21 protein-coding genes are annotated in these 20,614 nt (G+C 33.2%); 5 read left to right on the top strand and 16 right to left on the bottom strand.

Annotated elements, in window-relative coordinates:
* Nucleotides 1–11 precede the first annotated feature (11 nt).
* The 6 genes from ACWNT5_RS21330 to ACWNT5_RS21305 form a co-directional block, all read right to left on the bottom strand.
* On the bottom strand, nucleotides 12–1,046 hold the full coding sequence (locus ACWNT5_RS21330) for a vWA domain-containing protein (RefSeq protein WP_456518519.1): 1,035 nt from the start codon (nucleotides 1,044–1,046) through the stop codon (nucleotides 12–14).
* Nucleotides 1,047–1,138: 92 nt separating this feature from the next.
* Entirely contained in the window at nucleotides 1,139–1,645 is a 507-nt protein-coding gene (locus tag ACWNT5_RS21325; RefSeq protein WP_456518518.1) for a flavodoxin family protein, read from the bottom strand.
* 11 nt (nucleotides 1,646–1,656) lie between these two features.
* The gene (locus tag ACWNT5_RS21320) at nucleotides 1,657–2,661 is read right to left on the bottom strand and encodes a vWA domain-containing protein (protein WP_343910835.1); all 1,005 of its coding nucleotides are present in this window, start codon (nucleotides 2,659–2,661) and stop codon (nucleotides 1,657–1,659) included.
* Between the two features lie 2 nt (nucleotides 2,662–2,663).
* Nucleotides 2,664–4,325: a DUF4381 domain-containing protein gene (locus ACWNT5_RS21315; protein WP_456518517.1), complete on the bottom strand. Its 1,662-nt coding sequence runs from the start codon at nucleotides 4,323–4,325 to the stop codon at nucleotides 2,664–2,666.
* Nucleotides 4,326–4,338: 13 nt separating this feature from the next.
* Nucleotides 4,339–5,205: a DUF58 domain-containing protein gene (locus ACWNT5_RS21310; RefSeq protein ID WP_299608774.1), complete on the bottom strand. Its 867-nt coding sequence runs from the start codon at nucleotides 5,203–5,205 to the stop codon at nucleotides 4,339–4,341.
* Between the two features lie 96 nt (nucleotides 5,206–5,301).
* The gene (locus ACWNT5_RS21305) at nucleotides 5,302–6,303 is read right to left on the bottom strand and encodes an AAA family ATPase (RefSeq protein ID WP_299608777.1); all 1,002 of its coding nucleotides are present in this window, start codon (nucleotides 6,301–6,303) and stop codon (nucleotides 5,302–5,304) included.
* 261 nt (nucleotides 6,304–6,564) lie between these two features.
* Here ACWNT5_RS21305 and ACWNT5_RS21300 point away from each other — a divergent pair, with 261 nt between their 5' ends.
* The 4 genes from ACWNT5_RS21300 to ACWNT5_RS21285 all read left to right on the top strand — a co-directional run bounded on the left by ACWNT5_RS21300 (nucleotide 6,565) and on the right by ACWNT5_RS21285 (nucleotide 10,200).
* A complete protein-coding gene (locus tag ACWNT5_RS21300) occupies nucleotides 6,565–7,314 on the top strand; it encodes an SDR family NAD(P)-dependent oxidoreductase (RefSeq protein WP_299608780.1) in 750 nt (249 codons plus the stop codon).
* 87 nt (nucleotides 7,315–7,401) lie between these two features.
* Nucleotides 7,402–8,538 (top strand): ATP-binding protein, encoded by a 1,137-nt coding sequence (locus ACWNT5_RS21295; protein ID WP_299608783.1) that lies wholly within the window; start codon nucleotides 7,402–7,404, stop codon nucleotides 8,536–8,538.
* A 116-nt stretch (nucleotides 8,539–8,654) separates the two neighbouring features.
* Nucleotides 8,655–9,383 (top strand): metallophosphoesterase, encoded by a 729-nt coding sequence (locus ACWNT5_RS21290; RefSeq protein ID WP_456518516.1) that lies wholly within the window; start codon nucleotides 8,655–8,657, stop codon nucleotides 9,381–9,383.
* 127 nt (nucleotides 9,384–9,510) lie between these two features.
* On the top strand, nucleotides 9,511–10,200 hold the full coding sequence (locus tag ACWNT5_RS21285; RefSeq protein ID WP_456518515.1) for a TapB family protein: 690 nt from the start codon (nucleotides 9,511–9,513) through the stop codon (nucleotides 10,198–10,200).
* A gap of 27 nt (nucleotides 10,201–10,227) precedes the next feature.
* Here ACWNT5_RS21285 and ACWNT5_RS21280 read toward each other — a convergent pair whose 3' ends face one another.
* The 10 genes from ACWNT5_RS21280 to hemB form a co-directional block, all read right to left on the bottom strand.
* Complete coding sequence (locus ACWNT5_RS21280; RefSeq protein ID WP_456518514.1) at nucleotides 10,228–10,941, bottom strand: 3'-5' exonuclease; 714 nt, start codon at nucleotides 10,939–10,941, stop codon at nucleotides 10,228–10,230.
* Entirely contained in the window at nucleotides 10,931–12,085 is a 1,155-nt protein-coding gene (locus tag ACWNT5_RS21275) for a serine hydrolase domain-containing protein (protein WP_299608795.1), read from the bottom strand. The genes ACWNT5_RS21280 and ACWNT5_RS21275 overlap by 11 nt, the downstream gene beginning before the upstream one ends.
* 601 nt (nucleotides 12,086–12,686) lie before the next feature.
* Nucleotides 12,687–13,445, bottom strand: a complete 759-nt coding sequence (locus ACWNT5_RS21270; RefSeq protein WP_299900669.1) for a LytR/AlgR family response regulator transcription factor — start codon at nucleotides 13,443–13,445, stop codon at nucleotides 12,687–12,689.
* 3 nt (nucleotides 13,446–13,448) lie between these two features.
* Nucleotides 13,449–15,404 (bottom strand): tetratricopeptide repeat-containing sensor histidine kinase, encoded by a 1,956-nt coding sequence (locus ACWNT5_RS21265; protein WP_456518513.1) that lies wholly within the window; start codon nucleotides 15,402–15,404, stop codon nucleotides 13,449–13,451.
* Nucleotides 15,404–15,880, bottom strand: coding sequence for a methylated-DNA--[protein]-cysteine S-methyltransferase (locus tag ACWNT5_RS21260; RefSeq protein WP_299609186.1), 477 nt, complete (start codon nucleotides 15,878–15,880; stop codon nucleotides 15,404–15,406). The genes ACWNT5_RS21265 and ACWNT5_RS21260 overlap by 1 nt, the downstream gene beginning before the upstream one ends.
* A complete protein-coding gene (locus tag ACWNT5_RS21255; protein ID WP_299608804.1) occupies nucleotides 15,880–16,998 on the bottom strand; it encodes a CNNM domain-containing protein in 1,119 nt (372 codons plus the stop codon). Before ACWNT5_RS21255 ends, ACWNT5_RS21260 begins: the two co-directional genes overlap by 1 nt.
* 77 nt (nucleotides 16,999–17,075) lie before the next feature.
* Entirely contained in the window at nucleotides 17,076–17,546 is a 471-nt protein-coding gene (locus ACWNT5_RS21250; protein ID WP_456518512.1) for a DinB family protein, read from the bottom strand.
* 44 nt (nucleotides 17,547–17,590) lie between these two features.
* The gene (locus ACWNT5_RS21245) at nucleotides 17,591–17,989 is read right to left on the bottom strand and encodes a c-type cytochrome (protein ID WP_299900663.1); all 399 of its coding nucleotides are present in this window, start codon (nucleotides 17,987–17,989) and stop codon (nucleotides 17,591–17,593) included.
* Between the two features lie 10 nt (nucleotides 17,990–17,999).
* On the bottom strand, nucleotides 18,000–18,380 hold the full coding sequence (locus tag ACWNT5_RS21240; RefSeq protein ID WP_299608811.1) for a tellurite resistance TerB family protein: 381 nt from the start codon (nucleotides 18,378–18,380) through the stop codon (nucleotides 18,000–18,002).
* Between the two features lie 17 nt (nucleotides 18,381–18,397).
* The gene (gene hemB, locus ACWNT5_RS21235; RefSeq protein ID WP_456518511.1) at nucleotides 18,398–19,372 is read right to left on the bottom strand and encodes a porphobilinogen synthase; all 975 of its coding nucleotides are present in this window, start codon (nucleotides 19,370–19,372) and stop codon (nucleotides 18,398–18,400) included.
* A gap of 150 nt (nucleotides 19,373–19,522) precedes the next feature.
* Here hemB and ACWNT5_RS21230 point away from each other — a divergent pair, with 150 nt between their 5' ends.
* Nucleotides 19,523–20,611: a serine hydrolase gene (locus ACWNT5_RS21230; RefSeq protein ID WP_456518510.1), complete on the top strand. Its 1,089-nt coding sequence runs from the start codon at nucleotides 19,523–19,525 to the stop codon at nucleotides 20,609–20,611.
* The last annotated feature ends 3 nt before the right edge of the window (nucleotides 20,612–20,614 follow it).

Raw genomic sequence — 20,614 nt, 5'->3', positions numbered from 1 at the left:
TAATTTTTTAACTACTCCTCATTAAAAAGGTTTAATCTTTTAACCCATGATGTTTTTCTTTCTAACAAGAAAACATCTAAAAATAATAACAATAATCCAGCTCCCAAAAACCACTGAAATTGATCCTTGAAGTCTGCAAATTGCTTTGCCTCGAACTCCTTCTTATCCATTCCCTGTAACAACTCCGTTACATTTTCTATCACCTCATTGGTATTCGTACCATCGATGTATACTCCGTTTGCCTCTTCCGCAATTTCTTGTAGAATTGTGGTATTCAATTTAGTAATAACGGTTTCTCCTTGGTTATTTTTCTTGTAGGTCTGAACGATTCCATTACGTTTTATCGGAATCGGACCTCCTTTTGTTGTTCCAACACCGATAGTATATATTTTAATTCCTTCTTTAGCAGCATCTTCGGCGATAGAACCGACATTTCCTTCATGATCTTCTCCATCACTAATGATAAATAAAACCCGATTCGTTTGTTCTTCGTCGTTATAATATGTCTTTGCTAATTCGATAGCTTCATTAATTGCGGTACCCTGAGAAGATAACATATCTGTATTCATAGACTGCAAAAACATCTTTGCAGAACCATAATCGGTTGTAATTGGCAACTGCGGAAACGCACTTGCAGCATATGCAATAATACCTACTCGATCACTTGCCAAATTATTAATGATCTGAGTTACTAATTGCTTTGATTTTTCTATTCGATTTGGAGCAATATCCTCGGCAAGCATACTTTTAGAAACATCTATGGCAAACACCACATCCACACCTTCTCGTTTTACTGTTTCGAGTTTCGTTCCGATTTTCGGATTTACCAAGGCCACCACAAAACAAGCAAAAGCCAAACTGATTACAACTATTTTCAATATAGATTTAAAAACAGATTGATTTGGACTCAATTTTTTTAATAGTTCCTTATCTGCAAATCGCTTCTGTGTTGTTTTCTTCCATATCAAAACACCGATAAATATTACAATTAGTATCGGGATCACCAATAACAACCAGAAATATATTTTCTCTTCTAATAAGTACATCTTAAATAGTTCTTAGTTTATGGTTTTTAGTTGATTGATTTCTATATCTACAATAATAAAATTACATTTCACTTCTCTTCAACCTGCTTTTATTAACCTTTAATTTTTAATGCAAATGCATTTATTTTTTCTTTTACCTCGGAAGAAAGCTCGTTATTCTTTATCCAAGCATGCACATCTCCTACATATTCCATTCCCAAGTAAGCAGCACTTCTCGAAAACGGCATACTAAATTCTTCGACTCTATCATCATCATTACTACAACTAATCATAGCCATTTCTTTTCCTCTAAGCATACGCCCAAAATCCTTCTCTTTATAAAGGTAATCCGAAATTCGATCTAAGAAAACCTTCATAACGCCACTCATCGTGTACCAATATACCGGTGTTGCCAATACAATCGTTTGATAATTCTGAACCATATTTTTAAATATAATTTCAAAATCGTCTTTATTCTGAAACTCATAATCAAAATAGTTGATATCTCTTTGATTAAGGTCTATTACATCAAATCCAGTTACATTCTCCAAATAAGAAACTACCGTATGTGTATCTCCATTACTTCTAGAACTTCCCTGAATTATAACTCCTTTTTTCAAACTTCTAAATTTTATACAAAACTTCTAAATACAGTGAATCTCAAAAGAAATTCAAACAGTAATAAGATTCCCGCTAATAGTACTAAGGGTCTAAACTTTTCTTCGTAATTATAAAACTTAAACTCTTCTACATCTGTCTTTTCTAACTTATCAATCTCTTCATATATCTGCTCCAGTTTCTTATTATCTGTCGCCCTGAAGTATTTTCCTTTTGTAACCTTAGCTATTTCTTTAAGAAGCTCTTCATCTATCTCTACTTTTACGTTTCCGTATTGAAAAGTTCCATTAGGTCTAATCGCTACAGGTGCTAATGCCATTCCGTTTGTTCCTAGACCGATCGTATAGGTCTTAATTCCATATTCCACCGCTAATTCTGAAGCAATTTTAGGGTCAATAAAACCCGCATTATTAGATCCATCGGTTAGCAGTATGATTACTTTACTCTTGGCTTTGCTATCTTTTAATCGATTAACTGAGGTTGCTAATCCCATTCCAATAGCAGTACCGTTTTCCAACAAATTGTTGTATTCGATTTCTTTCATTGCACTAAGCACAATAGACTTATCACTGGTAATAGGCGTTTTTGTAAAGCTCTCTGCGGCATACATTACCAATCCAATTCTATCATTAGGTCTTCCCTGAATAAATTCGGCTGCTACATCTTTTAGTGCTTCTAAACGATTAGGTCGTAAATCTCTGGCCAACATACTCGCAGAAACATCAATTGCCATTACAATATCGATACCTCTAGTAGTTTTTGTTTTGGTTGATACATCAACCGTTCGAGGTCTTGCTAGCGCTATGATAATTAATGTCATTGCTATCAATCTTAACAGTAACAATAAGGGTCTTAATTTTGCAAGTAAGCTACCAGATGCCTTAAATCCTTTTATGCTGGATATTTTTAACTCGGCTTGCTGCTTATTCCTTTTCCATATATACCAAGCAATTGCTAGTGGTAGTATTAAAAACAACCAAAAAAACTGTGGATTTTCAAATGTAAAATTTTCAAACATTTTTATTTGGCATTTCTAAGTTCTACTGAATTTATAATACGTTGAGCCACATCCTTGGCATAACGGTCTTCTTTATTAAAAACGACCATTATTTGTTGAAAGCCTCCATTTTCTGCAAAATTGAGCATTAAATAATCGCTTTTTTGCTCTTTTTTAGTCAAGGAATTCATTACCTCCAAACTACCGTATACTTTTATTCCTTTGGCTCCGGCTAAAGTTTCATATTCTTCATCTTTCACCGTAATATTTTTTGCCCCTTGAGACTCAAAATTGCCTACGACTCCTTCTACCACCTTATTAAGATCCACCTCGGTTTTCTGATTATATTGTATCGTTGAAACAGAAATAAAGAAGTTTCCTATTAAACTTCCGTATACGAAGGTTTCATTTCCTTTTAAAATCTGTTTTTGCTCTTCTGTTAGTTGGAAATTATTTCTGATCAACACTTTTGGCGTAGAAATGGTAACTGGAGGAGCGCCATATGCACTGCTGATCCATTCGGTTTCTGCCAATTCTTTTGTAGGATGACCAAGTAATGAATCCTTTACGACATCATACCCTTTTACGAAGATAAATATCATTAAAGTGATTACAATAACACCAAAACCAGCAATACTTCCGAATATGATTCTCTTTCTTAATCTTTTCTCGGCAGTAGCTTTTCGGTACTCTTCATCGGCTAATAATTCTTCTTCTGTAGGTTCCGGAATCGCATCTTTAGTTTCATTAATAACTCTTTCTATCACATTTCTATCTGCCTTTGCCGTACCGATATCAGGTTTGGATTTAGCAAACTTAGCCATATCTGCCGTTTTAAGAACGGTCTTAAGCTCTTTGATAGTTTGTTTATCTAGATTTAACGACCCTTTTTTGATTTCTTCATCCAGACGAGCAATTAACTCATCGGTAGTACTTTCCATCGCATGATCATAAACTTCTTCGTCTATATATTTACGAGCAGTATCACTTAATTGCGAATAATACTCCTTATGAGAGTCTTGTTCTAAAAGATGGGATTCATCTATTCTTCGTAATGCAAGAATTGCTCTTTCATAAGGTGGTAATTCATCTTCTTGTGCCTCTTTTTTCTTTTTTCTTCGTAGTACAAAAAAGACTACTAACCCAGCAATAATTAATGGGATCAAAATCCACCATATATATTTTTTCCAATTAAAAAAAGAAGCATCTACCTCTACCAAAGGTTTGATTTCATACATCTTCTGTTTGGTCGTATCTACCAATACATCGCGAACTTGTACTTTTAGGGAATCCGTAAAAAATACTCGATCTCCTATCATTACTTTTTGCCTTGGAATGGTATAAAATCCCGAATCGAATTGGGTTAATGCATATTCTTTAATCAGATTAAACTTTTTACCATTTTTGGTCGTATCCGTTTTATAAGATTCTATTACTTCTAGCGGAGAGAAGGTCTGCCCTTCTGGAAAAATTACAATTTCCGAAGAATCAGATTCAACCTGCATTTTATATCTTATCTCTTCTCCAATTAAAATAGACGTGGAATCAATGCTAGTAACTACTTGGGCATTGATTTGAAATCCTCCCAAGACCATAAAAAACAGTAGCAATAACGTTTTGGAAGTTTTTCCAAAAAATGGAAAACTGATATTGTTATCTATAATTAGTAATTTATAATTCTTCATTCTTAATTATCGCCTATCCTCTTCGTTTAAAATATCCTAATAATTTTTTTACGTAGCTTTCGTCTACTCTACTACTCAATGATCCAGCACCACTTCTGGTAAAGCTATCTTTAAAATAATCTACACGATCACGATAGTAGTTGGCGTAGTTCATTCGTACTTTTTTAGAACCTGTGTTTACCATCAGTAATTCTCCAGTTTCTTCATCCTCCATTTGAACCATTCCCAGGTTTGGAATTTCTTCTTCTCGTTGATCATATACCCTAATTCCTGTTACATCATGTTTGCCACCAACTATCTTTAACGTTTGCTGGTAACCGTCTGTTATAAAATCAGAGAGTACAAATACTATTGCTTTCTTTTTCATCACATTCGACAAAAACTTTAATGCTTCAGTGATATCCGTTTTTGTACTCTTTGGTTCGTATTCTAATAGCTCTCTAATAATTCGCAGTACATGAGATCTACCTTTCTTTGGTGGAATAAAAAGTTCTATTTCATCGGTAAAAAGAATCAATCCAATTTTATCATTATTCTGAGTAGCAGAAAAGGCTAAGGTAGCCGCTATTTCGGTAATAATTTCTTTTTTGAATTGCTGTTTTGTACCAAATAATTGAGACCCAGAAACATCTACCATCAACATCATGGTCAACTCTCGTTCTTCTTCGAAGACTTTGATGTAAGGCTCATTATATCTTGCAGTTACATTCCAATCAATATTTCGAACGTCATCTCCAAATTGATACTGACGCACTTCGCTAAAAGTCATACCTCGCCCCTTGAAGGTAGAATGGTATTCTCCTCCAAAAATGTGATCGCTCAAGCGTCTTGTCTTGATCTCAATTTTCCGAACTTTTTTTAGTAACTCTTTAGTATCCATTTTTTATTTTGTCATTCCGCACCAAATGCGGAATCTATCAAATCATACTTCTTATCTAATAATTATGAGATTCCTGCCTTCGCAGGAATGACAATCCTATGGTACTTCGATCTCGTTTACAATTTTATTGATAATATCTTCCGAAGTAACATTTTCTGCTTCTGCTTCGTAAGTTATTCCAATACGATGACGTAATACATCGTGTACTACCGCTCTAACATCTTCAGGAATTACATATCCTCTTCTTTTTATAAAAGCGAAACATTTTGCAGCCGTTGCTAAATTGATACTTCCCCTTGGAGAAGCTCCAAAGTTGATAAGAGGCTTTAGATCTTCTAAACCATATTTTTCAGGATAACGAGTAGCAAAAATAATATCGAGTATATATTTTTCTATTTTTTCATCCATATAAACTTCTCTTACTGCTTTCTGCGCACTAAGAATTTGATCTATGGACACCACAGGATTTACTTTTTCGAAACTACCTTTTAGATTGGCCCTAACTATTAATTGCTCTTCTTCTAACTTAGGATAATCAATAACTGTTTTTAGCATAAAACGGTCTACCTGTGCTTCTGGTAATGGATAAGTACCCTCTTGTTCTACAGGGTTTTGTGTTGCCATTACTAAAAATGGTTTATCCAGTACAAAGGTTTCATCTCCGATTGTAACCTGTTTCTCCTGCATCGCTTCTAGCAGCGCACTTTGAACTTTTGCTGGAGCACGGTTGATCTCATCTGCCAAAACAAAATTTGCAAAAATAGGTCCTTTCTTTATAGAGAAATCATTCTCTTTCATATTATAAATAAGGGTTCCTACCACATCTGCGGGTAATAAGTCTGGAGTAAACTGTATACGACTAAAGCTTCCTTGTACCGCTTTAGACAAGGTATTAATAGCTAGTGTTTTTGCTAATCCGGGAACCCCTTCTAACAAAATATGTCCTTGTCCTAGTAATCCTATAAGTAATCGTTCCACCATATGTTTTTGACCTACAATTACTTTATTCATTTCTAAAGTAAGTAGATCGACAAAGGCAGATTCTCTTTGTATCTTCTCATTGATTGAAGCAATATCAATAGAACTATTTTCTTCCATCTATTCTTTTTTTTAAAGGCGTGAATTTAACATTCATGTTTCAGCAATGCAAATTGTTAAAATATTTTTCTTGTTCTTGTTAATTATAGGTTAAATGTATCCTCCTAAAATACGCTTACGCCCAAATTTTACAGTATATTTAGATCTTTTACTGAAAAACGGACGTAACAGTTTTCATCGGCTTTCGCGATGATGTTCTAAAAAGACGAAGGAGGAAGATGGATGTTGCAAAAAAAGAAATTAAACAAAATAATTCGATATATGAAAACGGCATTGATAACAGGAGCAACTAGTGGTATAGGAAGATCAACCGCTTTTGAACTTGCTAAACATCAAATAAATTTAATATTATGCGGAAGAAGACAAGAGCGTTTGGATCAGTTAAAAAGTGAATTAGAAACTGTAGTAAAGGTACATACGCTGTGTTTCGATGTAAGAGAAAAAGAAAACGTATTTAAAAACATTTCAGAACTTCCCAAAGAATTTGAATCTATTGATATTTTAATCAATAATGCTGGAAATGCTCATGGACTAGACCCTGTACAAACGGGAGATATAGAAGATTGGGATGCTATGCTAGACATTAATGTAAAAGGATTATTGTATGTTTCTAAAGCAATAATCCCAAAAATGATTGCTAAAAAGTCTGGTCATATCATTAACATTGGATCCATTGCTGGTAAAGAAGTATACCCTAACGGAAATGTATATTGCGCAAGTAAACACGCTGTTGATGCTATCAACAAAGGAATGCTAATCGATCTCAATGTTCACGGAATTAGAGTTGGCGCAATACATCCTGGATTAGTAGAAACAGAATTTAGCAATGTTAGATTTAAAGGAGATGATACCAGAGCAGATGGAGTATATAAAGGTTTTGATCCTCTAAGACCAGAGGATATTGCCGATATTATTGCCTTTGTGGTAACTAGACCTTATCATGTGAATATTTCGGATCTCGTTGTACTCCCAACAGCACAAGCTAATAGTGTTATTGTGAACAAAAATTGATAATTTGTTTATTATCATCCTATTGCAGACCCAATAAAAATAACTAAGTTTAACAGGGAAACGTGTGGACTGCTATTTGTGAATGGAATGATTAATAAACGCCTTCTTATCAAAAACCTACTTGCTCATAATGACGAAAACAGTTTTTATGACAAAAAACGTAAACTTAATATTGGTGAAAAAGAAGGCAAAGCAAAGTTTTTAAAACATATTTGTGCCTTATCCAATTCCAATCCTAAAAACAATTCTTATATCGTTATTGGCGTAGAAGATGAGGATAATGAAATTGAAGGTGTAGATTTCTTTGATGATAGTAAAATCCAAAATTTGGTTAATGCATATTTACAGAACCCTCCCATAGTTTCTTATGAGAATATTCCTTTTCCTCATTTACCATCTGACAAAGTCGTAGGTTTGGTAACCATAAGACCGCAAGGAGGAAAATTATGTGCGCTTCGAAAAAACATATGGAAATACTATGGTGGTAGCGTCTTTTTTAGAGATGGAAGCATTAGTATGCCCAAAGTTTTTGATATCGAAATCAAAGATGTAAACTCTGAAATTGTTAGTGCTATTGAAAGTCATGCTCAAAATAATATCGAACTGACTCTTGACGGTGTTTTTGATTTTATGAACTCCCGTAAAGACTATAGCCCTGCTTATAAAGTTTTTAAAGAGTATTTTGTGGTATGCTGGGCAGCGAAAGAAAAACGCAAAAATGGTAAAACCTATTATTCTCGAGTAGATATAGAGCTTATTAATGAACATGTAAAACTCTTTTATTCAGAATTAGATGAAGTATCTATAACTTTATCAGAAGATCAGTTTAAAATTGTGGAGTATGTATATATGGGACTACAAGATACTTATGAATATTATCCTCTGGAAGAAGTAGTCATTACCTTTAAAGCGAATGGAAGTTACGATATTGATAATAAGCTACTCTTTAAACCTCCACAATTTGACAAAAAAACACTTTATCATTTGTACAACAGTAATAATGCCTTGATTGAAAAATTAAGAAATAAAATACCTCTTAACAAGAATGATAAAGCGGATATGATAAATCTTCCTGCTACCTATCTTATTTGTTATTTAAATAAATTCTCTGAAGCCAAAGACAAATTGGAAGAAGCAAAACCATATCTTAAAGCATACAATTCTGATGTATATTCTATGTACAAAGAAAGTATGCGGATTTTGAGAAAAGTAAGATATAATTAAAACAATCCAATCACTAGGCTATATTCTTTCGATTTTCGTAAAAACATTCTTATATAAACCTGTTCTTACCTCTCAAAAAAATGTAAAACAGTATCTTGGCTTTTTAAATATTAAACATGAGTAGGACTATTGTTATTGGAGATATTCATGGAGCTTTAAAAGCGCTTCAACAACTAATTGAAAAAGCTAACATCACCAAAGATGACACCATAATCTTTCTAGGAGATTATGTAGATGGATGGAGTGACAGCGCTCAATTAATATCTTTTCTTATGAATTTACAGGAAACTCATAATTGCATTTTTATTAAAGGCAATCATGATGAACTCTGCTATACTTGGTTAACTAAGAACACCTATAATCCAAAATGGATGCAACATGGAGGTCAGGCGACTATTGATTCCTATAGCCAATTACCTAAAGAAGAGAAAACAGCACACCTTAGATTTTATGAAAGGCTATTGAATTATCATATTGATAATCACAATCGATTATTTTTGCATGCAGGATTTACAAATTTGCATGGTCCTCATCATGAATATTTTGACAAATTATTTTATTGGGATCGAACGCTTTGGGAAACCGCTCTTGCCATAGATCCTAAACTAAAAAAAACAGATTTAAATTACCCAAAAAGACTGCTGCTTTTTGATGAGATCTATATTGGTCACACACCCGTGACAAGAATAAACAAAACAACTCCTGTAAACGCTACTTGTATATGGAATATCGATACTGGAGCAGCTTTTAAAGGTTCCTTAACAGCTATGGATATCGATACTAAAGAATATTGGCAAAGTGATCCTGTGTATACATTATACCCTGATGAAAATGGGAGAAATTAATACCTCTTTATAGTAATCTACTACGTAATCATCGCTCTAAAGAGCGATTTTTTTTGCAATATGTTTACCAAATCCCATATAAGTACACTAATGATAAATAAAAGATTAACAAATATATTCCCTACATATGAAAACTTTATCATTCATCATTGCTTTTTTGGCTTTAACAAACTGTATCGCTCAAAACAATTGTAGTCCTTACTATCCTTCAAAAAAAGGAACAGAAATTACTTTGCATCATTTTAATCACAAAGACAAGCTAACTTCTAAAACAAATTATAAAATAGTAGATATAAATTCTACAAGTTCAGGATCAACCATTAGCATTCAAATGTCTATGATCGATGCAAAAAAGAAAAAAACAATAACCGATACTCAATTTTCTATTGAATGTAAAGATGGTGTTACTTCTATTGATCCTGAAACTATTATTTCCCCTCAGCTATACAAACAATATCAGAATATGGATTATACGATTGAAGGAAAAGGTATTGATATTCCTAATTCATTAACTGTTGGTCAACAGCTAGAAGATGGATATGTATCTATGTCGATCGATGCAGGTGTTATGAGTATTGACATGAAAGTGAACTTACTAAATAGAGAAGTGCAATCAAAAGAAATCATTACAACCTCAGCAGGATCCTTTGAATGTTATCTGATTAGCTATACCAACGAAGTTACTATGAGCATGGGAATGAAACGGACATTTATAGTAAAACAATGGATTTCTAAAAATGTTGGTTTGGTGCAACAAGAAACCTCCAAACCTAATGGGAAATTGGTAAGCAAATCTGTTTTAGCAGCCTTAAATTAGCACAAGTATTGGACTTAAAATATTACATTAAACAGATATAATTTCGCTATCCTCGAGAAGTTCTTCTTGTCGAAGTCGAAGTAATATCTGAGCTACCGCCACAGTATCTTTTTCACAATAAATTAGTATACGATCGATATCATTTTCTTCGTAATACACATTTCTTACCTGACTGCCATCGATATCATCTTTTGGAGAAGGAATGCCTAATATATTTGTTAGCAACTTAAGAGAAGTATAATGTTTATAATCTCCAAATTTCCATAAATCCATGGTGTCTAAATGAGGAACTTCCCATGGTTTTTTACCAAATAAATTAAGCTTATAAGGCAAACTTATATTATGGATAATCATCCTTCTGGTAATGTATGGAAAATCGAATTCTTTTCCATTATGCGCACATAACAAGTGATGTGGAGTATTAAAGTGAGATTCTATCAAGTTTTTAAAATCAACTAGTAGCTGTTTTTCTTCTCCATAAAAAGAAGTTGTTCTAAAGGATCTTGTTTCGCCTTTAAACTTAAAATACCCTACAGAAATACAAACAATTTTTCCAAACTCTGCCCAAATACCTGCTCGATCATAAAACTCTTCTGGAGAGAATTCTTCTTTTCGTTGATATTTTGTTTTATCAGCCCACAGATACTTCATTTCATCTGTCAACTGATCAAAGTTTTTTTGCTCGGGAACTGTTTCTATATCCAGAAACAATATATGTTCTAAATTAATCTTATGAAGCATTTTCTAACATTTGATAAGCTTCTTCTATGTAGATAAAAAAATCTTCACTAAAAGAACCTTCTGGTAATCCACGATGATGACCTAATCTTACAATAATAACATCATCCTCTGGAATAGTAATTACATATTGACCTAAAATACCGCGCATTACAAAAATCTCTTTATCTAAATGATCTGACAACCAAAATCCATAACCGTACATATCATCATTTTCAAACCGCTTTTGAGTAGCCAACTTCACAAATTCTTTAGGTAATATTTCCTTACCATCAAAGTTTCCATCATTCTTAAAAAGAACCCCAAAACGCGCAAAATCTCTTGCATTACTTGCAATACAACAATATGATTTTTCCATTCCACTCTCTTCACTATCTACTTGCCAAAGTGCATCTTCTTCCATACCCATAGGTTTCCAAAAACTTTCACTCAGATAATCGGACAGCGTTTTTTGTGTAGCCTTTTCAATGACCATCCCCAATAATTGAGTATTACCGCTTAAATACACAAACTCTTTTCCGGGTTCATCAATAATTTCTAGGCCATTCATAACTTCTCTTAGTTCTGGATCATAATACGCTCTGGCTGTAATTGAGAAAGGACTCGTATAATGCTCTGTCCAATTTAATCCAGAAGACATAGAAGAAAGATCACCAACGGTTACGTTAGCTGCTAATCCTTCTGAAAAAGCAGGCAAAAAATCGCCTATGGGTTGATCTATACTTTTAATATATCCATCCATAATAGCCTTTCCTAAGAGAGCTGTTGTAATACTCTTGGCCATCGAAAATGAATTGGTCTTAGAGGTTGTACCATAGCCATCCGCATAGTTTTCGTACCATATTTCATCATTCTTGATGATCATAAAAGCTACGGTCCCCATTTCTTTATTTACTCTATTTAATGTTTCTGTTGGAGTAGCTTTGTTATAATCGGGATGTAATTTCCAGGGAATAGGTGTATCGGATTTTTTTATAACATGGTTATCAAAATATGTGTAGTCGTCGATATAAGCAGTTGTGTGTCCTGTCATGTACACAACTCTAACTCCTTTAAGAATATAATCATAATCAAATATGTAAAGTAGTATGACGCACAGTAAAATAATTGCAACTAAACCTTTGAATAATATTTTAATAATTTTCATGCAGATCGTTATTTGAATGTCTAAGGTATGAAATAACCCATTATCAACGCATTGATACTAATTAAAAAGATTCTACAGCTATTTTATCAGGTCCCTAAAAACAATAAATATAATCAGATGAAAATAAAGTAGGTATAAAAAAATGCCTGAAAGATATCCAGGCATTTATTTCAACGTTAGTTTAATTCGATTAAGCTATATTGCTGTTACACTTAACTTTGTTAGATACCAGCGTTGAGTTTGTGCAATATATGTAAGCAAAAAGAAACATCAGTTTAATATTTCTATTTATAACAATCTTAAGTTGTAACTTTACTACAAACCGAAAATTGGGGTTTCGGCAGACGTAACCATAGTGTGTTTACAATATTATTCTCATCAAAGCTATATACCGACGTTGTTCTTATCAAAGTTAGAAGATAATTCTCTAATAAAAATCGATACTATTTTTTTGGTAGTTCTGAGTGTATAAAGTGTATGTTTGAATGTATAAGTTGCACATGGACTACCAAAAATATTATGCATTCATAACATTTATTGTGGGAAAAAAGCTATAATTCTACTTATCAAATTAAGGAAAAAGAGACTGTCTAACACTAAATTAAATCACATTTAGCCTTTGATAAAGTTCTTTTTTGGAGTCTCTTGCTATAGGTAGTGATTTTTCATCCGACATTACTACATATCCGCCCTGATCCTTAACCAAAGTATTAACCTGATCTAAATTGATCAAATAGGATCTATGAATTCTAAAAAAACCAAAAGGTTCTAGCTTGGATTCTATGTATTTTAAATTTTTAGAAATAACAATTTCTTTTTCGTTCTTTCGGATCAAGGTTGTATAGTTTCCATTACTTATACAATATAAAACGCTGGGAATCTTAATTACATGCGTTCCTCTTGAATCAGTAATAGAGATTTTTGGAACTTCATGAATTTTAGAATATAATTCTTTAAAATTGGCAATTACTTCTTCCTTACTCTCTACTTTTTCCTGTAACTGAATTGTCTTATTAATGTTTTCTACTAAAAGTCTTGGTTCTATAGGTTTTAGCAAATATCCTATAGCATTATACTTATACCCTTCTACGGCGTATTGATTATAGGCAGACACAAAAATAATTTTGAAATCAATAGTTTCCAGCTCTTCCAAAATATCAAAAATGGTAATCGAGCCTAATTGCACATCGAGGAATACCAAATCTGGATTTTCATTCGATAGTCCTTCAATAATAGAATTCTTATCCCAAGCTTCGCCTATTATTTCTACTTGTGGACAGTAGTTTTTTAGTAGTAGACTTATATTTTCTCTATCCTTTTTTTCATCATCAATTATAAAACATTTCAAAACATTTTCCATCTGCTAACTTTCTTTAATAATTGGCAATGTAATAATCACTTCGGTTCCTGCTGGCAACCCTTCATCATTTTTCAGATCATTTATGATTATATTCGCTTTGGCAGCTACTATTTCGTTTAAGATTTCAAGCCTCTCATAAGTATTCTCGGTAGCAATTGACAAATGAGACGTTTCATTTTTTTTATTTTTCAGCTTTTCTGAGGCTTCTCTACCAATACCATTATCTCTAACGTTACATACTACCGTATTGTTTTCCTTTTTAAGTTTTATATTTAATTTCCCTTTAAAAGGAGAGTGAGAAAACCCATGAATAATTGCATTTTCTATATATGGCTGGATCACCATTGAAGGAATTTTAGGATCCTGAGCTTCTAAAATAGGATCCACATCAAATACTGCATCAAAACCTTCTTGAAATCGACCTCGTTGCAAACTAACATATGACCTAATTACCTCAACTTCCTTATTAAAATTAATATAGACACTATCTGAGCTGTTTAGTACATTTCTAATCAATCCAGAAAGCTCCGTCATATATTCATTCGCCTTTAGATTGTCTTTTTTCAAAATATAATTCTGTAGTGTACTAAAGGTATTAAACAAGAAATGCGGATTCATAGAAGATCTCAACGAAGTAAGTCTTGTTAATGCTAATTTTTCATTGATCTGATAATACTTTATTTTACTTCGGTATGCCCTAAACATAAAGACCAAAACAGTGATGCATAAAAGTATTCCTAATAAATAACTCAACCATTTTGATTTACTTACTTCTTTTTCAATCTCAGAGTTTTTCTCCTCTAAACCTGAAATAACCTCTTCTTTTTCGAGAAGTAAATTCTTGCTTTCATTTTTTGCTACCTCTTTACTCACTTTTACCTTTAGCTGGAGAGATTCTAAATCTCTAATCTCTCGCAATGTCTTAAGACTAGCTTTAATATTTCCTCTTTTTTCATATAGCTTGGAAAGATCTTCTTTTACTGTAATAAGATCCGAAACATCCTTTTTTCTTTCAAAATATTTTTGTGAAATTAGAAAGTACTCCAAAGCCTTTTCATAATTTCCTAGGCCTGTTTGAATAGCACCCATAGTGTGCATTAATCCAGGATATAAATCATCTCCATCTTTATAAGTAAGATTATCATTATCCCATGATATATTGGTTCTAATTACTTCTAAAGCTTCTTTGGGCATGTTCTTCAAATAATACGACCAAGCGATATTATTATACACCATGATACAATGTCGTGAGTTTACTTTTTCCTTTTCACAACCTAATGATGCCATTCTAGAATAATATAAAATCGAATCTACCTGATGATCTGGATATGAAGCTGATAAATTTAGATAGGTAGTGGGTTTTCTTTTCTTCGTATCTGCCGAATCAACATAGGATAATGCTTTTTTAAAATCCATTTTAGCCTGCTCCTGATCTCCGATATCCAGAAATAGCACTCCTCTATTTAAAGAAAGCTCCCACAAGAATCTCGTATTATTTTCCTTATGCGAAAGTTCCAAACCTTCTCCAAAATACTCTAAAGCCTTTATGTATTCACCTATTCGATTATGAATAGTCCCTAACCTACTCTTTATATATATCAGACAATCTACATCATTGGTTTCTTTGCAATTCTTCTCTAAAAAATCCAGAACTTGTAATGACCTTATATATTCTCTGGTCTTGGTGGTAAAAAAGTATTCAACTCGTTTAATGGACAGTTGTAAACTATCTACTTCATAACTATTCTGAATCAAAGTAAAAGCTCTGTCGTAGGAATCTTTAGACGCTTGGATTTGTTCAGCGTTAAAGAGACTATCTCCTTCTTTTATTAACTTTTCTATAGATTTCTTCTCTAGATCGTATGTTTTTTTTAATTCCTTGTCTAAACCATCTTGGCCTACCATTTGGAAACTTACTCCTAATAAGAAAAAGAAAAAATAGTATTTGAAGCTTAACATTAAAAAAGAGTTTGTTGTTTTATGGGACTTTCATGATCTAACAACCATTTTTTACGCCATAATCCACCAGCATAACCTGTAAGAGAGCCATCACTGCCAATTACACGGTGACAAGGAATCACTATCCAAAGTGGGTTTTTTCCATTTGCAGAAGCAGCAGCTCTAATGCATTTTGGATCTCCTAAATTTTTGGCGATATCTAAATAAGTAACCGTTTTACCAAACGGAATTTTGGTTAGCTCTTTCCATACTTTTTTCTGAAAATCAGTTCCTGATGGATTAAGTTTTATATCAAAGTGATCTCTTTTCCCTTCAAAATAATCCTGCAGCTGTGTCACAGCTTCCTTAAGTGTTTCTGGAATAGTATTAGAATGTTCTTCTTCGGTATTATTTGTAATTGAAATTTCAGAAACCCCCTTTTCATCGCCTGTAATAGAAGCAATGCCTAACGGAGTTTCTATGAAGGCAGTGGCAATCACTCTCCTTGTTTTTCAGTTAAAATACCCAATTTTCTTGCTCTGATTTCCCAGTTTTTACGTGCTAAAATCTGCATATCAGTCTCATTATCACTTTCATCTACAATCTCTAGACCTAATAGTGTTTCGATAACATCTTCCATGGTTACCAATCCACTCACAGAACCATACTCATCTACTACCAAAGCAATATGATTTTTGGTTTGAATCAATTCGTTAAACAAATCAGGAATAGGTAGATTTCTGGTTGTAAAGATTATAGGTCTTTTTATCTCTCCTAAAAGCTTATGACCATTTTGATTAGCCATTTCTTTGAAAATTTCGTCTTTAAGTACCTGACCTGTTATATTATCAGCTTTATCCTTATATACAGGAATTCTAGAAAATCGTAGATTTTGATTTTCATTAAAAAATTGTTCCACCGTTGTGTTTTCTGAAGCAGTTTTAATAACCGTTCTAGGCGTCATTACATCTTTGGTCAATACTTCTTTAAACGTTAGCAAGTTTTTAATGACTCTAGATTCAGACTCTTCAAAAACACCTTCTTCTTCTGCAATATCAGCCATTGCTGTAAAATCTTCTCTACTTAATACAGATCCATGATGTCCTTTACCACCTATTAATTTTGTGGTTAATTGTAAAATCCACAGAATACCTGTCCATTTTAATGGCCAAATTAGTATGTTTAAGGCTTTCGCAGTAAAATTAGCAAGTTGTTTCCAATAGGTAGCTCCAATAGTCTTTGGTATAATCTCCGAAGCCACTAAAATTAATATGGTCATGATCGATGATACCACTCCTACCATAAGATCTTCAGTCATTTCCATGCCCAAAATTGTTGTGGTCTTTGATCCATAAATTTCTGCATATGCTACTTTTGCCTGAACACCTACTAGAATTGCACCAACCGTATGCGCAATGGTATTAAGTGTTAAAATAGCGATCAACGGTCGATCAACGTCTTTTTTTAATTTTTCTAAAGCGGTTGCATATGCTTTACCTTCCTTTTTCTTAACGTTTATAAAGGTTGGAGTAATACTTAATAATACTGCCTCTAAAATAGAACACAAGAAAGAAAAGAAAATAGATACAACTCCGTATACGATTAGTAATGCCATAATTATTTATTAGTTGGTTTTGCTAAAGTACGGATTTGGTATTCATTTGTAAAAATAAAAAGTAAGAATACTTATTGCTACCAACCCACATATTTAGGAGGTTTGATTTCATTTAGATTAAGATATACGATAAGCTGCCCTCTATGATGGGTAACATGATCCTGTAACAAATTTAATATTTGAAGCTTTGATTTAGGTCCTGCAAAAAAATCAACTTTATCTGCTAAAGTCTCCTCTGATGTCTGTTCTATCCGAGCATGTGCCTTATCGAAAGAATCTTTTACAAACTGTATCAATTCATTTTTGGTATCTGGTGCACTTTCGTTAAATTTTTGTCTATCAAATTCCTCTTCAGAAAAATAGGTTGTGCTTAACCATGTCATATTACCACAGATATGTAGTAACTGAGATTTAAAGTCCATTTCTCTCTCTGAAGGTCTAAAGGCATACTTATCATCAGGCATTGATTCTGCCATTGCTACGAGATATGCTTTAGAGTTCTCCCATTTTTCTAAAAATGCAGATTTAGGAGTAAGCTGTTGTGCCATGCCAGGAAATGTTATAAAAACTAAAACAAAAAATACATGCTTCATTACTTAGAACTCACTTCATTCATATACAAAGCAATTGCTTCTAATTCCTCATCGGTAAACTTTTCCAGTCTAGTGAAATTGGTTTTCATTACAGCATAATTCTCAGGATCTACAATAGGATCTTTCTTTTGTCTCAAAAATCCAACTACATCTCCGTTCTGTTCTTTGTAAATCTTCATAATAGCAGTTACACTTGGACCAACAGATTTTTTATCCATTCTATGGCAAGAGTAACAATTTCCTTTTCCTTTGAATAATTTCTCACCTAATTCAAACTCAGGAGACGCTGTTTCTTTCTTCCCTCCGATTACAATTTTTTCTTTTTCCTGCTTTTTTTCTGACTGACAACTTGTAGCGATACATACAACGCTTAAGAGTGCAATAACAATGTTTTTCATTTGTGTGATCTTAGGTGTTAAATAAATTATCTATATCTTTTTTAAATCTCTCTAAAAGGTCTTTAGAGAAATTAGTGATTACTTTTTGTTCGTTAGCTTCTATTCCATCTTTAGCTTCAGCAATTCTGGTTAAGGCATAGATCATAAAATCGTACTCTTCATCCGGACCGTTATCCGAAAAAACTTCAATTATTTTTTTATATAAGGTTTCGATATCACTATCATTCCTGTTTTCATAATCAAAAGACCATTTTATATCTTGTCCTTTTGGATGCGCTTTTAAAATTTCTTCTAATACATTGACTTCTTCTTTTTGAATGACACCATCACTCATTGCAATTACATACAAAAGTTCTCCAAAAGTCTGATACAATCGATCTCTGCTTACCATAAAATTTTTCTTTAAAACTATCCTAAAAGTCGAACTACATCTTTTGCAAAATAACTAGCAATGATATTAGCTCCTGCTCTTTTAAATGCTATTAATTGTTCCATCATAATAGCATCGTGATCCAACCATCCTTTTTCTGCTGCGGCTTTTAGCATGGCATACTCTCCGCTAACTTGATACACGGCTACTGGCACATCCACAGCATCACTTACATCTCGCAAAATATCCAGATAAGCTAATCCGGGTTTTACCATCACAATATCGGCACCTTCATCGATATCCATCAATGTTTCTTTTATTGCCTCATCTCGATTAGCAAAATCCATTTGGTATGTTTTTTTATCTCCAAAACCTGGTGCCGAATCTAATGCGTCTCTAAATGGACCGTAAAAAGCTGAGGCATATTTAGCACTATAACTCATGATGCCTGTATTTTTATAACCTTCGGATTCTAGCAATTCTCGGATAGCTAGTATTCTTCCATCCATCATATCACTGGGTGCCACAAAATCCGCACCTGCTTGTGCATGAGATAAAGACATTTTGGCTAAGACTTCGCAAGTAGGGTCATTTACAATATACCCATCTTCTACAATACCATCGTGTCCGTAAGAAGAGTACGGATCCAAAGCTACATCGGTCATTACCAACATTTCGGGAGCTACTTCTTTTACTGTTTTTATAGCACGCTGCATAAGACCATCTGCATTGATTGCTTCGGTTCCTTGATTATCTTTTAAATTATCGGGTACTTTTACAAAGAGTAAAACCGCTTTTAGTCCCATTACCCATAACTCTTTGACTTCATTCTTTAATAAATCCAAGCTATATCGATAATATCCAGGCATCGAAAGTATCTCTTGTTTTACATTCGTTCCTTCAACCACAAATAGTGGCACTAAAAAATCATTGGGTGTTATAGTATGTTCTCGAACTAAAGATCTAATAGCTTCTGTAGTTCGTAATCTTCTATTTCTGCGTAGTTGATGCATTACAATGTGCTAGTAATTAATAAGAATGGTAAATATACCAACTTATCCCTTAATTCCTCACTCAAGATTTTCATAAAATTGAACCTAATTTGTAACAATCTATTCACATTCCCTACTAATTTCATTGAAGTCCATTTTAAAAAAAGAAAAATGATAAAGAAAATCATAATTGTTGTAGGAATTATCATTGGTATTGTCACATTACTTGGTGCAGCGGGTATATACTATACTCAACCGAATGAACATTTCGTTTTGGACTTTATAAAGAAAAATCCGGATAAAGCTGCAATAAAACTTATACGTAATGATTCTATAATCGCTGAAAAAAATGTTGATAAGGAGATGCCTTTGGCAAGTACTGTTAAAATAATTCTCGCTATCGAATATGCCATCCAATCCGCAAGTGGAACATTAAATCCAGACGAAGCTATTGCAATCGAAGAACTAGATAAGTTTTACATCCCTAATACCGATGGTGGTGCACACCCACAATGGTTAACATCCGTGAAATCAAAAATTACTGATAACGGTATATCCATTAGAGAAATTGCGAAAGGAATGATTCGATATAGCTCGAATGCTAATACCGAATGGTTAAGTAGAAAGTTAGGCTTGGAAAAAATTAATCAAAGAATAGATAGCTTAGGTATAACTGATCATACAGACATATACTATCTCGCATCTTCCTTATTTGTTGGGAAAGAAAAGTTTCCTAATAGCAAGGGAAAAGATTTAGAAAACAAACTTAGAGACCTAAGCATCGAAGAGTACAGAGAAATTACCAATACTATCCATTCAAAACTAGTAAAAGATACTATTTATAAAGCTGATAGAGAAGATCGGGGATTGAATATTCAAAGAATCTGGTCTGATAATTTACCTGCATCCACAGTAAATGAATACGCTCAATTAATGCAAAAGTTAAATTCTAAGTCATATTTTGATTCAAAAACTTATGAGTATTTGGATGAAGTGATGGAAGGGCTAATGGAAAGTGCAGGAAATCAAAAATGGTTTACCCATGCTGGTATGAAAGGAGGATCTACAGCATTTGTTCTTACCAAAGCGCTATACGCTACTGACAAAAAAGGTAATACTACAGAGTTAGCGTATTTTCTAAATGATTTAGGGATTATGGAAAGCAAAAAGCTTCGAGCAAGCATGAATCAATTTGAACTCAAGATTTTAACGGATAAAGAATTCCGTGATAAACTTGCTAAGACATTAAATAATAAATAATTA

The organism is Aquimarina sp. 433, from assembly GCF_054054605.1.
The sequence above is the reverse complement of the archived record's forward strand: the minus strand, read 5'-3'. Positions and strand labels throughout refer to the sequence as shown.